Source organism: Ferrovibrio sp. (genome assembly GCF_046297895.1).
Classification (GTDB): Bacteria; Pseudomonadota; Alphaproteobacteria; order Ferrovibrionales; family Ferrovibrionaceae; genus Ferrovibrio.
Window position 1 is genome coordinate 215,546 of sequence record NZ_JBKBHC010000008.1, and the last position, 13,982, is coordinate 229,527.

General features: G+C 64.1%; 14 protein-coding genes. 9 read left to right on the top strand and 5 right to left on the bottom strand.

The genetic code is table 11. From position 1 onward, the window contains the following. Positions 1-16: 16 nt before the first annotated feature. Positions 17-964 carry an alpha/beta fold hydrolase gene (locus ACK4FK_RS15335; protein WP_409746019.1) on the top strand — a complete coding sequence of 316 codons (948 nt, stop codon included), beginning with the start codon at positions 17-19 and terminating at the stop codon, positions 962-964. Here ACK4FK_RS15335 and ACK4FK_RS15340 read toward each other — a convergent pair. Together ACK4FK_RS15340 and ACK4FK_RS15345 are read right to left on the bottom strand one after the other, a co-directional pair. Then, positions 951-1,463, bottom strand: coding sequence for a L,D-transpeptidase (locus ACK4FK_RS15340; RefSeq protein ID WP_409746021.1), 513 nt, complete (start codon positions 1,461-1,463; stop codon positions 951-953). The genes ACK4FK_RS15335 and ACK4FK_RS15340 overlap by 14 nt on opposite strands. Positions 1,464-1,501: 38 nt before the next feature. Continuing rightward, complete coding sequence (locus ACK4FK_RS15345; RefSeq protein ID WP_409746023.1) at positions 1,502-2,497, bottom strand: hypothetical protein; 996 nt, start codon at positions 2,495-2,497, stop codon at positions 1,502-1,504. Between the two features lie 157 nt (positions 2,498-2,654). Between ACK4FK_RS15345 and zigA the strand changes: the two genes are divergently transcribed. Together zigA and ACK4FK_RS15355 are read left to right on the top strand one after the other, a co-directional pair. After that, complete coding sequence (zigA, locus tag ACK4FK_RS15350; RefSeq protein WP_409746025.1) at positions 2,655-3,881, top strand: zinc metallochaperone GTPase ZigA; 1,227 nt, start codon at positions 2,655-2,657, stop codon at positions 3,879-3,881. A gap of 44 nt (positions 3,882-3,925) precedes the next feature. Then, on the top strand, positions 3,926-4,537 hold the full coding sequence (locus ACK4FK_RS15355; RefSeq protein WP_409746027.1) for a DUF1826 domain-containing protein: 612 nt from the start codon (positions 3,926-3,928) through the stop codon (positions 4,535-4,537). Positions 4,538-4,552: 15 nt separating this feature from the next. Here ACK4FK_RS15355 and ribA read toward each other — a convergent pair whose 3' ends face one another. Further along, positions 4,553-5,665 (bottom strand): GTP cyclohydrolase II, encoded by a 1,113-nt coding sequence (ribA, locus tag ACK4FK_RS15360; protein WP_409746029.1) that lies wholly within the window; start codon positions 5,663-5,665, stop codon positions 4,553-4,555. A 97-nt stretch (positions 5,666-5,762) separates the two neighbouring features. Between ribA and ACK4FK_RS15365 the strand changes: the two genes are divergently transcribed. The 5 genes from ACK4FK_RS15365 (at position 5,763) to ACK4FK_RS15385 (ending at position 11,931) form a co-directional block, all read left to right on the top strand. Beyond that, positions 5,763-6,725: an alpha/beta hydrolase gene (locus tag ACK4FK_RS15365; RefSeq protein WP_409746031.1), complete on the top strand. Its 963-nt coding sequence runs from the start codon at positions 5,763-5,765 to the stop codon at positions 6,723-6,725. 70 nt (positions 6,726-6,795) lie between these two features. Next, entirely contained in the window at positions 6,796-9,270 is a 2,475-nt protein-coding gene (locus ACK4FK_RS15370; RefSeq protein ID WP_409746033.1) for a patatin-like protein, read from the top strand. Positions 9,271-9,360: 90 nt separating this feature from the next. Further along, positions 9,361-10,236 carry a peptidylprolyl isomerase gene (locus ACK4FK_RS15375; protein WP_409746035.1) on the top strand — a complete coding sequence of 292 codons (876 nt, stop codon included), beginning with the start codon at positions 9,361-9,363 and terminating at the stop codon, positions 10,234-10,236. 17 nt (positions 10,237-10,253) lie between these two features. Continuing rightward, positions 10,254-11,489, top strand: a complete 1,236-nt coding sequence (argJ, locus tag ACK4FK_RS15380) for a bifunctional glutamate N-acetyltransferase/amino-acid acetyltransferase ArgJ (RefSeq protein WP_409746037.1) — start codon at positions 10,254-10,256, stop codon at positions 11,487-11,489. Further along, positions 11,470-11,931: a (deoxy)nucleoside triphosphate pyrophosphohydrolase gene (locus tag ACK4FK_RS15385; protein ID WP_409746039.1), complete on the top strand. Its 462-nt coding sequence runs from the start codon at positions 11,470-11,472 to the stop codon at positions 11,929-11,931. Before argJ ends, ACK4FK_RS15385 begins: the two co-directional genes overlap by 20 nt. Here the strand turns inward: ACK4FK_RS15385 and ACK4FK_RS15390 are convergent. Next, positions 11,928-12,362 (bottom strand): VOC family protein, encoded by a 435-nt coding sequence (locus tag ACK4FK_RS15390; protein WP_409746041.1) that lies wholly within the window; start codon positions 12,360-12,362, stop codon positions 11,928-11,930. The two genes, ACK4FK_RS15385 and ACK4FK_RS15390, sit on opposite strands and share 4 nt — an antisense overlap. Before the next feature lie 113 nt (positions 12,363-12,475). Between ACK4FK_RS15390 and ACK4FK_RS15395 the strand changes: the two genes are divergently transcribed. After that, complete coding sequence (locus ACK4FK_RS15395) at positions 12,476-13,084, top strand: TetR/AcrR family transcriptional regulator (RefSeq protein WP_409746043.1); 609 nt, start codon at positions 12,476-12,478, stop codon at positions 13,082-13,084. Here the strand turns inward: ACK4FK_RS15395 and ACK4FK_RS15400 are convergent, their stop codons facing one another. Then, the gene (locus ACK4FK_RS15400) at positions 13,085-13,978 is read right to left on the bottom strand and encodes a methyltransferase domain-containing protein (protein ID WP_409746045.1); all 894 of its coding nucleotides are present in this window, start codon (positions 13,976-13,978) and stop codon (positions 13,085-13,087) included. Positions 13,979-13,982: the final 4 nt, after the last annotated feature.

Below are 13,982 nucleotides of genomic sequence, written 5' to 3' on the forward strand. Positions count from 1 at the left end.
GCATTATAGGATCGCCATGGTTACCGCCCTGATCCTGGTCGGGTTTGCCCTCTTCGGGTTAGGCGCGACCACCGCCCACCTGACCCGGCAAGCCGAGGCGGATTTCCCTGCCACTGGCAGGATGATCACCGCCGGGGGCCTGCAGCAGCATGTGATCGAACGGGGCGATGCAACCGACGACCGGCCGGTTTTGGTAATGATACATGGCGCCTATGGTGCCGCCGGCGATTTTGCCATCAGCCTGATGCCACTTGTGGAAGGCCGCTTTCATGCCGTGGCCGTGGACCGCCCCGGTCACGGCTATTCCGAGCGAGGTGAAGCCGCGACACCCGAACGCCAGGCACAAGCCCTGCATGCCGCGATGATTGCACTCGGCATCAAGCGCCCCATTCTGCTCGGATTTTCCTTCGGCGGCGCGGTGGCGCTCAGCTACGCCCTGCAATACCCCAACGACACGGCGGCCGTGGTCCTGATCAACCCGGCCTCGCATCCTTGGCGTGACGGTCTCACCCTTCCCTTTGGCATTACCGATGCCCCGCTTCTGGGCCCGGTGGTGAGAAATACCCTGGTCACGCCCGTGGGCCACCTGCTGAAGGATGCTGGCGCCGAACGGGTCTTTCGCCCCGGCAGCGTGCCGCCGGCTTTCTCGCAGGCGCCGCTGGCATTGAGCCTGCGTCCTGTCAGCTACGCTGCAAATACCGAAGACATCCGCCAACTGGACGGCTTCTTGCGCCGGCAGGCTCCGCTGTATCCGGATCTGCGCCTGCCCGTGGAGATCGTCGTGGATGAAAACGATCCGTCGGTCTCGCCCGACATCCATGGCCGCCGGCTGGCGCGCGAAATTGCCGATGCCGGCCTGATCGTGACGCGTGGCGGCGGACATCCGCTGCATTTTTCGCGCCCCGATGCCGTATTGCAGGCCATCGACCGCGCGGCGCAACGGGCGGGCCTCAGGCCGCGCTGACGATCTGCATGGCCGCATTCGGGGGCAACACCGCCAGCAGGGCCAGAAGATCGGACAGAGCCAGCGCCACACAGCCTTCGGTGCCACTGTAATCGGCCCGCGCCACATGGAGGAAAATCGCGCTGCCCATTCCGGGCACTGGCGGATCGTCGTTATGGCCCAGAACGACGATCACGTCATAGACAGAATCCTCGCGCCAGAGCTTTTCATGGCTGGCGGCAAAAGGCAGAACGACGTGGCGGTTATAAGCGGGGTCGCCTGGATCATCGCACCAGCCATCCTGTGGCGTCAGCGCCTGCAACGGCAGGCGCGTATCGGGTGCGGCGAGGCGATCGACACGATAATAAACCTGACGCAGAGCATAGCGACCGAGCGGCGTGGCGCCGTCGCCCTCGCGCTTGTCGGCCTCAGGCTTACAGCCGCCTTTGCCCAGCGCGCAGCGGAACCGCAATCCGCCATGCCTTAGGATTCCGTTGGACGTGACGATGATATCGCTCATGCCGGGATCAGGCGGCAAAGCGGCGTTTTATGCAAGCCTTAGTAGCTGGCATCCAGCGCAGGCTGCTGGCCGCCCTGGCGATCACGCTGCTGCTGCATGTCGAAATACTTCTGATAGGCTTCGGCAGCGCGCAGCGCCCAGTCATTCGCCGACGGGGCCGATGTATGCAGTTGATCGGGCGAAACCTTGGCACCGTATTTCGCGGCAACATTCTGCTGCGTAACCGGCGAGGTGCCCGCGGCCCGGCTCGCTGCGGGGGCATTGCCGGGAAAGGCCGGGAACCAAGCTCGGCCATCGGCCGTTGTCTCGGGGCTGGCGATATTGGACAACGCAGCCGGCTGTGCACGCCCTCGCGCCACAGCCATCGGGTTGCGGGCCTGAGCCGCCATGATCGCTTCCATGGCCGGCTCCGCCGTAGCGCCCTGCGCCGAAGCCTGCTGCTTGAGGGCCTGGAAGAGATCGCTGGGCAATTCGATGGCGGACCTGGCTTCCGTGGGCCGGCCTTGCTCGGCCATGCGACGTTCGCTGCGCGTCTCATCGATCCGGGCGGCAAGCTTCAGGTCGGGCCGTGCGGCCTGCATCTGCCCTTGAACAAGCGCGGCCTGTTGCTGGGCGGCCTGCTGCTGTGCAGCGGCATCTGCGACAGCCACGGCCGGTTTTGCCTTGCCATCCAGATCAAGCCCCAGCATGGCCATGGCATGCTCGCCCGGGTCTTTGCCCGTGCTTTCATTGACCATGGCGCTGACGACCGATAACGCCAGGCCGATCGGCCCGCCGAACAATGCGCCGCCGGCCATGCGCGAACCGGCCTCGATCTGGTCGCCGGTGATCGCGCGATAGACGGTGGAAACGACCGGGATGTGCTGGAGCGGATTGATGATGTCGAGAAGGTCGGAGAATTTGAAACCGCCCGGGCCAAACATGCCGCGCCGTTCGCGTGCATCGCCATTGCCCGCAGCCTCGGCCTGCTGGGCCGGCGGCTTGGGCTGCATCCCGGAAGACGGGAGCGAGGCTATGGCGAGATCGTCGGACATGCGGATCCTTTCACGGAGGGCTTCGCAAGCCATGTGCCAGAAAATTACTTATTTTATTCATATGCTTATATCGAATAGCCCAAAGCTTCGGCAAAATCTGCCGAGGAGGGATGGCCACATCTTGCCCACCCAAATTGTTATATTATAACATATCTAAATGTCTCATTCGAATCATCGCCTCCCCGTCACGTTGCTGTCCGGTTTCCTCGGCGCCGGCAAGACCACCCTGCTGAACCACATCCTGGGAAACCGGGAAGGCAAGCGTGTCGCTGTCATCGTCAACGACATGAGCGAGGTGAATATCGATGCCGCCCTCGTCCGCGACGGCAATGCGGGTCTGAGCCGAACCGAAGAGCAGCTCGTCGAGATGTCGAACGGTTGCATCTGCTGCACGCTGCGCGACGACTTGCTGCAGGAAGTTCGCCGGCTGGCTGGCGAGGGCCGCTTTGATTTCCTGCTGATCGAATCGACGGGCATTGCCGAACCAATGCCCGTGGCTGCCACTTTCGATTTCCGCGACGAGCATGGTTTCAGCCTCAGCGACATCGCGCGGCTCGACACGATGGTGACGGTGGTCGATGCCTATAATTTCCTGCGCGATTACGGATCGACGGATTTCCTGCGCGACCGCGGCGAATCCCTGGGCGAAGAAGACACGCGCACCGTGGTCGACCTGCTGGTCGAGCAGATGGAATGCGCCGACACCATCATCCTGAACAAGACGGACCTGGTCGCGCCTCAGGAAATCGGCTTCCTGGAAGGCCTGATCCGCACCTTCAACCCGCATGCGATCATCCTGCGTGCCGAGTTTGGTCGAATTCCGCTCAGCCAGGTTCTGGATACCGGTCGCTACAATCCCGAACGCACCCAGGCCCTGCCCGGCTGGCAGCAGGCCCTGCTGGGCCACAACCTGCCGGAGACCGAGGAATACAGCATCCGCAGCTTCGTCTACCGCGCACGGCGCCCTTTCCATCCACAACGACTGATGGCCTGGCTGAATCAGGAATGGCCGAATGTGTGGCGCTCGAAAGGCTTTTTCTGGCTCGCCAGCCGAATGGCCTTCGTGGGCTCCTGGTCGCAGGCCGGCGCCGTTACGCGACACGAAAAGGCAGGCCTGTGGTGGGCAGCGATCCCCAAGCCGCATTGGCCGGATCATCCCGACTGGCAGGCCGGCATCAAACAGGTCTGGCAGGAGCCCTTTGGCGACCGCCGCCAGGAAATCGTGCTGATCGGTGCAGGGATGGATCGCACGGCCCTGACAGCAGGTTTTGACGCCTGCCTTCTGACAGAGGCTGAAATGACAGGCGGACCGGAAGCCTGGCGCGCATTCGCCGATCCCTTCCCGCGGTGGAGCGATCAGACCGTGGCAGCGGAACAGGCATGACCCAAGCACTGCAACATCACGCACTGACCGGCATCCATGCCAGCGTGCTGGACGAAATCCGGCGCTCCGGCATCAACCTTGCGATCTGGCACCGGCCCCAGGATTCAGCCCTCGCCAGGTTATGCGCAGACATCGCGAACAGACACGATAACGGCCTGCGCCTGTATGTCGACAGCAACACCGTCGATGGCGTTATCCGACAGGCGATGGCCGCAGCCGGCTGGGGATGCGAAACCCGCCTCGCGCCATTGACCAGCGATGTCATCCATGCAGCGCAGGTATTCTTTCAACTGGCTGAATGCGAACGCGCACATATCGACCTGTCCGTCTTGCGCACCGATGCCTGTCGCTATTTCCATGTCGATAACGTTGGCCTGCGCCTGTTATGCACCTATGCTGGTCCTGGTACTGAATGGCTGGACAATGCCAATGTCGTCCGCGAGGCACTGGGGCGCGGCGACAACGGCGCCATTCTGCGCGATGCCGGCCGTATCCAGCACATGCCGGCCGGGGCTATCGGCATACTGAAAGGCGAACGCTATCCCGGCAATGATGGCAATGGCATCGTCCATCGCTCCGCGCCGATCCTGCGCCGCGGCCAACGCAGATTGCTGCTGCGGATCGATCAGCCGGGGCCACACCTGCCCCAGGAATGACGGTGTGGCGACAACCTAGAGATAATGCCCTGAGCGTTTGCGCTTTGCAGCCAGGTAGGCCTCGTTATGGGCATTGGAGGGAAACTTGTGCGGCACCCGCTCGGCCACTGCAATGCCGCAGGCCTCCAGCCCCTTCACCTTCTCCGGATTGTTGGTCAGCAGCCGCACAGTGGTGAAGCCCAGCCGCTGCAACATGCGGGCGGCCGGCAGGAACCAGCGCTCGTCGGCATCGAAACCGATGCGCTGGTTGGCTTCGATGGTGTCGAAGCCCTGATCCTGCAACTGATAGGCGCGCAGCTTGTTGACCAGACCGATGCCGCGGCCCTCCTGGGCCAGATACAGCAGCACGCCGCCGCCGGCCTCGTTGATGGTGCGGATGGCGCCGCGTAGCTGCTCGCCGCAATCGCAGCGCAGCGAACCGAGCAGGTCGCCGGTGAAACACTCCGAATGCAGCCGCGCCAGCACCGGCTTTGTCGGATCGGGATCGCCGATCACCAGGGCGAAATGCTCCTGCCTGCCATCGGCCGGGCGGAAGGCATAGAGCCGCGCATTCTCGGCATCGGCGACCGGCAGCCGCGCCTGGCTGACCGGCATCAGGGTTTCCGCCTCGGCCAGATCATAAGCCGCAACAGCCGCACCCGAAACCGACTGCAGTCCGTCCGGTACGGCGGCATCCCTTGCCAGCGGCACATGGATGGCCGCCGGCAGCAGGTACGCCGTCTTGGCCAGCTTCACCGCCAGCCGGGCACTTTCCGGCGCCGCCGCCTTGATGCGCGTGAAGGGGCCGCGCAGGGGGGCGGACAGGTCGCGGCTGGCATCGGCAAGATCGCGGATCAGTGTTGCCCTCTCGGCATCGGTCGCCGGCAGTTCGGCCACCGGCAGCAGGATGGTGTCGTCTCCGGTAGGGCCGATATGCAATACCGCGGCACGCGAGGCCGTAAGCGCCAGCGTGCCATTTTGCGAAAGCTGCATCGCCTGGGCCAGCATGGCCTCGGTCAGGGTTTCAGCGGCCAGGACCAGGATGCGTTCGCCGTCGGCCATGACAAGCAGCACCGGCCGGCCGCGGCGCAGTTCGTGGCCGGCACGGTCGACCGCGATGGCCGCGGCAGTGTGGGAAAGCTGTGTCATGACCGGTCCGGTTTACGACGCCCGGACCGGGCCGGCAAGGCGTCGCGCCGCTTTACGCAAGGTTGTGGCGGCCCGTGTGGCTGGCTAAGGTCGTAGCATGCTGCGCCGCCGCACCGTGAAAGGCCGTCATCCGGCCCATCTGCAGGACACGCCCAGCCTGCAGGCACGGCTGATCGCCCGCGGCCTGAGGCAGCTTATCAAGCCGCGCAAGGTCAGCCGTGCGGATATTCCCCTGCTGCGTGGACTGATGTTCGCCTTCACCCGCGCCCGGCTGCCGGCGGGGGTGAAGGCCGAACGCGTGAAGCATATGCGGGATGGCGACTGGCTGCGCGGAGAATGGCTGAGGCCTGACAAGGTGCGTCGCGGCCGCGCCCTGCTCTACCTGCATGGCGGCGGCTATATCTGCGGCGCACCACGCACGCACCGCGCCATTACGGCGCGCCTAGCCAAGCGGCTGGAGGTTGCGGTCTTTGCCCTGGATTATCGGCTGGCACCCGAACATCCCTTCCCCGCCGCGCTGGAAGATGCCCTGCGGGCCTGGCGCTGGCTCATGGCCGAAGGGTACCGGCCCGACCGCATCTGGCTGGCAGGCGATTCCGCCGGCGGCGGGCTGGCGCTTGCGCTGATGCTGGCTTGCAAGCGTGAAGGCCTGCCGCAGCCGGCCGCCGCGGCCCTCTTCTCGCCCTGGACCGATCTGACCGGCAGCGGCGCGGCGATGGAGGATAATGTCGACCGCTGCGCCTGGTTCCTGCCAAGGCAGATTCATTTCGCGGCCGACCTGTATGCAGGCAAGACGCCAAAAGCCGACCCGCTGGTCTCGCCACTATATGGCGAGTTGTCAGGCCTGCCGCCATTGCACCTGCATGTCAGCGACAGCGAGTTGCTGCGCGACGACAGCCTGCGTTTGGCCGAACTGGCCCGCACGGCAAAAGTACAGGTTAACCTTAAACTCTGGCATGGCCTGCCCCATGCCTGGCCGAATTTCGCCGGCCTGATGCCTGAAGGCGATGCCTGCCTGGAGCAGACCGCAGAAGCCCTGCTGCATACAACTGCCGCTTGAGCCGCACGCCTGCCCAAGGCACACTTGAGCAGGCCGATTCGATCTGACGGCCACCGGGGGAAACATCCACGTGCAGGAAAAGGAACTACGCCTCGCCCTGGTCTGCTTCGGCGGCGTCTCGCTCGCCATCTATATGCATGGCGTGGTGAAGGAGATCCTCAAACTCGTGCGGGCTTCGCGAGCCTACCATGTATTGCCAAAGGGTGAGGCCCGGGCCACGGGGCGCTTTGCCGACAATATCCGCCCCGGCGATACCGAATACGACAGCGAGCATGCCTACTTCGAATTGCTTCAGGAATTGGGCAAACATGTCGATCTGCGAGTCGTGGTCGACGTAATCGCCGGCGCATCGGCCGGCGGAATCAACGGCATCATCCTCGGCCGTGCGCTGGCCCATGACCTGCGCATCGACCATTTCCGCAATCTCTGGCTCAATGAGGCCGATGTCTCACGCCTGCTCGATCCGGAGAAACGCGCCACTCCCTGGAGCAAGGCCTATATGCGGCCGGTTCTGTGGCTCGCATCGCGATCGCGGTTCGGCCGACTGATGCTGGGTGATGCGGAAATACTCGACAAGCTGTCTCTGTTCACCCGCTCCCGCTGGTTCCAGCCGCCATTCGACGGCCAGCATCTGCTGCGCCAGCTTCTTGCTGGGCTGGAAGCCATGGGCGATCCCGATCATCCGGGCGCTTCGCTGATGCCGACTAACCTGGCGCTCGACCTGTTCGTGACCCTGACCGACTTCTATGGCTTCCTGCAGCATATCCCGATTCACGACCCTCCCTTCGTGCGCGACCGCGAGCACCGCCATGTTCTGCGCTTTGCCTACCGGCGCTGGTCCAGCGGCGAGGAACATTCCGATTTCGCCCGCGGCGAGGCGCCAGGCCTGGCCTTTGCAGGCCGCGCCACTTCGGCCTTCCCCGGCGCTTTCCCGCCGGCCCAGTTGGGCGATGTCGAACGCCTGCTGACGGAACAGGGGCGAGAGTGGACCACCAAATTCGGCTTCATCCAACGCAACTTCGCCGACTATCTGAAAGCCGGCCTCGATCCGGAACTCACATCTTTCGTCGATGGCGGCGTACTGGCCAACAAGCCTTTTGCCGCTGCCATGAAAGCAATCCGGGGGCGCCCGGCCTATCGCGAGGTTGACCGGCGCCTGGTCTATATCGATCCGCAGCCGATGCGCCCGCCGCCGCCGCCCACAGGCCGCGTGCCCGGCTTTTTCCGCGTACTTAAGGGATCGCTCAGCGACATCCCCCGCAACGAACCGATCGCCGATGAACTGATCTGGGTCAGCCGCTTCAACGAACGCGTTCGGCATCTGCGCGGCGTGATCGATGCCACCCAGCCGCAGATCGCCCAACTGGTCGCCGAGAGCGCGCCGCAGAACCTGGATGCCCCACTGAGCGAAGGCGAAATCCGGCTCTGGCGCCTGCAGGCCAGCGAGCGCGCCGTGCGGGAGGCCGGCTTTGCCTATGAAGGTTATGTGCGGCTGAAACTGGGTGCCGTACTCGATTTTGTCGGCAAGCTGGTCTGCAGCGCCTGCGGTTATGGCGAACGCTCGGCCGAGGCCCAGTGGGCCCGCCGTGCCCTGCTCCACTGGGCGCAGGACCGTCAGGTCTGCCATACGGCTGTCCGTTTTGAACGCGCGCCGCCCGGCACACCGCCCCATGCGCTGCCGGCCTGGGTTCGCTTCCTGCTGCGTTTCGATGTCTCCTTCCGTCAGCGACGCGTGCGCTTCCTGGTCCAGCGCCTGAACCAGCTTTACGGAAAACTGGGCGAGCCCGAGCATCGCGGCCTGCAGGCCGAACGGCTGGATGGCATGAAACGGGCACTTTACGAAGCCCAGGAAACCCTGCGTCGCTTTGATGATGGCAACGGGATGGCTGCCCAGACGAAGGACCAGATCAAGACGCTGTTCTTCCGGCGCATCGATCTCAAGCAGGCCGAACATATCGAACAGGACGCCATAGCCTTCGCCAGCAGCAATTTGACGGCCATCGATGCCGTCGTTGACTCCCTTGGCCGCGATATCGACCTTGACCGCACTACCGACGGCCTGGATGCCCTCTTCGCCCAGCTTTCGCCGGAGGACTGGAGTTCGGCGGCGCGGCGTGACCTGCTGGTCAGCTATATCGGCTTCCCCTTCTGGGACGTGCTGACCTTCACCATCACCAACTGGCGCGACCTGGGCGAGTTCAACGAGATCAAGATCGACCGCATCAGCCCGGAAGATGCCGTGGCGATCCGGCGCGGCAATACGCTGAAGGGCGTCAACCTCGGGCGGTTTGGCGGATTCTTCAGCCGGGCGCATCGCGAGAATGACTATCTCTGGGGTCGGCTGCATGCCATCGACCGGCTGATCGACATCGTTTGCGACTCAGCCCTGGGTCGCGACCGGGATGACCTGGTGGATCGCATGGCGCTGAAGCTGAAAGCCTTCAAGCTGGTGCTCGACCGCGAGGCTGCCAATCTGGCGGTAAGCAGGACCCTGATCGCCGACCTGCGGCAGGAACTGGCCGCGATTGCCGCGAAAAGCGCATAATTCCAGCTTTATGCGAAAGTCCGGCACCTTGTCCGTACCGGCAAAAAGCGTATGCTCGGCGCCCCGATCCATGTTTTAAGCGAGCTATCCGTGATCCGTTCCTTCCGCACCTTCCTGCTTGCTGCCGCCCTGGTTACGGCTGGCAGCTCCCTCGTTCAGGCCCAGCCGGCCAAGACGGCCGGCGACGATCCGGTGGTGGCACGGGTGAACGGCCAGCCGATCACCCGCTCGGCCGTGCTGGAGTTCTACAGCCAGCTTCCGGCGCCGATGAACCAGATCCCCATCGAGCAGCTCCTGCCTGGCCTGATCAACGAGCTGGCCGCACGCAAGCTGCTGGGCATGGCCGCCGAGAAGGCCAAGCTGGCTGACGATCCGGCGGTGAAGGTGCAGCTGCAGAATGCCCGCGAACAGGTGCTGCAGCAGGCCTATCTGGACCGCAAACTCAAAACCGAGCTGACCGAGCCGAAACTGAAGGCGCGATACGAGGAACTGATCAAGGCACAGCCGCCGCAGGAAGAGGTACATGCGCGCCATATCCTGACGGCTAGCGAGGCCGATGCCAAAGCGGCCCTGGACGAAGTGAAGAAGGGCGCGGATTTCACCGAAGTGTCGAAGAAGCGCTCGACCGGCCCTACGGCGGCAACGGGCGGCGATCTTGGCTTTTTCACCAAGGACAAGATGGTGCCGGAATTCGCCGAGGCTGCCTTCAAGCTGCAGCCCGGCCAGGTAACCGAAACGCCGGTGAAGACTCAGTTCGGCTGGCACATCATCAAGGTGGAGGCCCGCCGCAAGGGCGAGGTTCCCAAATTCGAGGATGTGCGTGGGCAGGTCTACGAGATCATGGGCAATGAGGTGGTCGAGAAGACTGTTGCCGACCTGCGCAAGGATGCCAAGATCGAACAGTATGACTGGCAGCCGCCGGCCGGCAAACTGCCGGCCATCGCACCTGCGCCGAAGAAACAGTAAGACTGCTGGAGACGACCATGGCCGCGCATCCGGTTTCGCCGCTGGCGCCCCAAACCTATCCGACTCTGCCGCCGGTGGGCGGTGCCCGCCTGGCCACCGGTCATTCGGGCATGCGTTATAAGGGCCGCGACGATCTGCTGCTGATCGAATTTGTCGCCGGTACTACTGTGGCAGGTCTTTTCACGCGGTCTTCCATGCCCGGCGCGCCGGTGGAGTGGTGCCGCAAGATTCTTCCCAAGGGCACTGCCCGTGCCCTGGTGGTGAATGCCGGCATCGCCAATGTCTTCACTGGCAAGGCCGGCGCCAGGGCGGTGAAGGTCACCACGGACGGTGCGGCGAAAGCCGTGGGCTGCAAGGGCGGCGAAGTCTATCTCGCTTCCACCGGCGTGATCGGCCAGATTCTGCCAGCCGAAAAGATCGTGGCGCAATTGCCCAAAATGAAGAAAGCCCTTTCGGTCGATGCCTGGGCAGCCGCGGCAAAGGCGATCATGACCACCGATACCTTTCCCAAGCTGGCCACGGCAAGCTGCAAGATCGACGGCAAGAAAGTCACGATCAACGGCTTCTGCAAAGGCTCGGGAATGATTGCGCCCGACATGGCGACGATGCTGGCCTTCTTTGTCACCGACGCTGGTCTGCCGGCCGCCACGCTGCAGGCCCTGCTGAAGGACGCCAACAACCAAAGCTTCAACTGCCTGACCGTGGATGGCGATACATCCACCTCGGATACCGTATTGCTGTTCGCGACAGGCGCGGCCGACAATGCCCCGATCGTCAAGGCAGGCAACAAGCGCCTGGCTGATTTCCGGCGCGCCCTGACCGGGGTGATGGCTGAACTGGCGCAGCAGGTGGCCCGCGACGGCGAAGGCGCGCAGAAGCTGGTGACCATCGATGTGACCGGCGCCAAGACCGATGCCTCGGCCCGCGTCATCGCCCGCGCGATTGCCAACTCGCCGCTGGTGAAAACCGCGATCGCCGGCGCCGATGCCAATTGGGGCCGTATTGTGATGGCCGTCGGCAAATCGGCCGAGCCCGCCAATCGCGACAAGCTGGTGATCAAGATTGGCGACAAGCCGGTGACCAAGAACGGCATGGTCCGGCCGGATCATGACGATGCCTATGCCACCCGGCATTTCAAGGGCAGCGACGTGCGGATCGCCGTCGATGTCGGCGTCGGCAAGGGCAAGGCGCGGGTATGGACCTGCGACCTGACCCACGGCTATATCGACATCAATGCCGACTACCGAAGCTGACCCGCTCTGCCCCGGCGATTCCGCGGCTCTGCTGGCGCCCAAGCCGGTGGTGCTGGTAGTAGCCGTGGCGCTGGTGGATGCCGACGGCCGCGTACTGCTCACCCAGCGACCCGAAGGCAAGAAACTGGCCGGCATGTGGGAATTTCCCGGCGGCAAGGTCGAGCCGAACGAGACGCCGGAAGCCGCCTTGATCCGCGAGTTGCATGAGGAACTGCATCTCGACATCTCTGCGGCGTGCCTCGCGCCGTTTGCCTTCGCCAGTCACGCCTACGAGGATTTTCACCTGCTGATGCCGCTCTATGTCTGCCGGCGCTGGGCAGGCCAGCCGCAATCGCGTGAAGGCCAGGCAATGAAGTGGGTGCGGCCGGTGAAGATGGGTGAGCTGCCCATGCCGCCGGCCGACATTCCGCTGGTGGCGATGCTGCGCGACCTGCTGGGCTAACCGCCGATCCGCTCCAGCACCGCAGCATCATACTGAGCAGCAAACTCGGCCGAGGGCGGGATCGGCTTGATCACATCGATCAGCACGCCGTTGGGATCGGCCAGGATGAAGTGGCGCTGGCCGAAATCCTCATCGCGGAGCTCGAGTCGGATATCCAGTCCGGCCGCTTTGGCCTTCTCGTATTCGCCATCCACGTCCTCCACCTCGAAATTGATCAGCAGGCCCTGCACCGGCCGGCGGAAGCCCTCCGGGATCGTGGCATGGCTGTGGTCGAGGATCGCAAGGTTCACGCGCTCGTCGGCCTGGCTGGTCAGATGCACATACCAGTCGCTCTCAAAGGCCGGTGCGAAGCCGAAGTGCATGCGGTAGAAGGCGGCGGTTTCGGCGACTTTGGTCGTACAGATGACCGGGTAGTAGCTGATCGGTTTCACGGGAGAGCTCCTTTCCTGCATGATCCGGTCCGGCTGGGACTGGATCGACGATTCGCCGCAGATGGGACTGGACGGCGGCGGTTGGAATGGATATAAACATACAGGCTGTATGTATGCAAGAGAAAAAGCAGACCAAGGCTGAAAAACACGCCGCGACGCGAGCCGCCCTGCTGGCCACGGCGCGCCGGCTGTTTGCCGCCCGAGGCTACGCGGAGACCGGCACGGAAGACGTGGTGCGCGAGGCCGGAGTGACCCGCGGTGCGCTGTACTACCACTTCGCCGACAAGCGGGCGCTTTTCGAAGCGGTGGTCGAAAGCATAGCGGCCGAGGTGCTGGCCGCCATCGAGGCGGCATCAAGCAAGGCCGCATCGCCGCTGGACGCACTGATCACAGGCAGCGCGGCCTTCCTGGATGCCTGCCTCAAACCGGATGCGCGGCAGATTTTCCTGGTGGATGCACCCTCGGTGATCGGGTGGCAGCGCTGGCGCGAGATCGATGGCCGTTATGGCCGCGGCTCGCTGCGCCAGGGCATCGAGGCGGCCCTGGCCGAACTGCCGAATGGCCGGCAACTTTCAGCCGAGGCGCTGACCTTCCTGCTGACCGGTGCGATGAACGAGGCCGCGTTATGGCTGGCCGAGGCTGAAAACGAAATGGCCGCGCGCAAGGCCGCCGACGCGGCGCTGAACCGCATCCTCACCCTTGTGTTCGGACCGGACCGCTGATCAGGCTTTGGGCCGGCCGCCCAGGGGATACTCGACAGTGTCGAGTGCCGCTGCCAGCCGGTTGGCCGCCATGCCCGGCCGAAGGGGCTTTTGCTGGCTGCCATGCGGCGACCAGCCGGTCAGCGTTATCACCTCGAAACCGGCCCGGATGCGGCCGTCGCCGTCGGCAAAACGCTGCTGATAGATATCGGCCATGCGAAACAGGGTGGCGCGGCGGGTAAACGACTTACGCCTTGTGAATGTGGCGTTAGCCTCGCCCATGCCGCGCAGGTCGCGCATCAGTCGGATGGCATCGGCGTAGGTAACACGGATCACTTCGCTGTCGGCGACCGGCAGGGCAAAACCGGCGCGCTGCAGCAGAGCAGCACCGTCCAGGGTCTCGGCCATCGGGGATACGCGCGGACTGGCACCGCCCTCCAGTTCCGATTCTGCGGCCAGCCATGACTGACGCAGTTCGCTCAGGGTCGAACCGCCCAGCATGGCACCCAGGAACAGGCCATCGGGCTTCAAGGCACGCTGGATCTGCAGCAAAGCGCCGGGCAGGTCGTTGACCCAATGCAGATTGAGCAGCGCGATCACCAGGTCGAACCGCTGCCCGGCAAAGGGCAGGAATTCCTCGTCGCCTACCACATGCAGCAGAGACGGTCCCGGTATCGAATCCATCGAAACCAGCGTTTCTATTCCACCCCGGCCCTGTAGTCGCGGTTTTAGCCAGTCAGCATCACAACCCTGCACCAGCGTCAGCGGGAATGTGCGGCGGATGTCCTCCAGCCTGTCGAGCAGACGCTCGGCCACTGCGGCGCGAAGGAAATCGTATTCCGCAGCCTGCCACGCCGCACGCTGACGATGTCGCCGCTTCACGGCACGATCGAAAATCTGCATAGTGTCGCTCATGGCT

What these genes read in the sequence shown, in the direction of transcription:
- ACK4FK_RS15335 (WP_409746019.1), top strand. Translation starts at nt 17, where the DNA reads ATGGTTACCGCCCTGATCCTGGTCGGGTTTGCCCTCTTCGGGTTAGGC.
- ACK4FK_RS15340 (WP_409746021.1), bottom strand. Translation starts at nt 1,463, where the DNA reads ATGAGCGATATCATCGTCACGTCCAACGGAATCCTAAGGCATGGCGGA.
- ACK4FK_RS15345 (WP_409746023.1), bottom strand. Translation starts at nt 2,497, where the DNA reads ATGTCCGACGATCTCGCCATAGCCTCGCTCCCGTCTTCCGGGATGCAG.
- zigA (WP_409746025.1), top strand. Translation starts at nt 2,655, where the DNA reads ATGTCTCATTCGAATCATCGCCTCCCCGTCACGTTGCTGTCCGGTTTC.
- ribA (WP_409746029.1), bottom strand. Translation starts at nt 5,665, where the DNA reads ATGACACAGCTTTCCCACACTGCCGCGGCCATCGCGGTCGACCGTGCC.
- ACK4FK_RS15365 (WP_409746031.1), top strand. Translation starts at nt 5,763, where the DNA reads ATGCTGCGCCGCCGCACCGTGAAAGGCCGTCATCCGGCCCATCTGCAG.
- argJ (WP_409746037.1), top strand. Translation starts at nt 10,254, where the DNA reads ATGGCCGCGCATCCGGTTTCGCCGCTGGCGCCCCAAACCTATCCGACT.
- ACK4FK_RS15385 (WP_409746039.1), top strand. Translation starts at nt 11,470, where the DNA reads ATGCCGACTACCGAAGCTGACCCGCTCTGCCCCGGCGATTCCGCGGCT.
- ACK4FK_RS15395 (WP_409746043.1), top strand. Translation starts at nt 12,476, where the DNA reads ATGCAAGAGAAAAAGCAGACCAAGGCTGAAAAACACGCCGCGACGCGA.
- ACK4FK_RS15400 (WP_409746045.1), bottom strand. Translation starts at nt 13,978, where the DNA reads ATGAGCGACACTATGCAGATTTTCGATCGTGCCGTGAAGCGGCGACAT.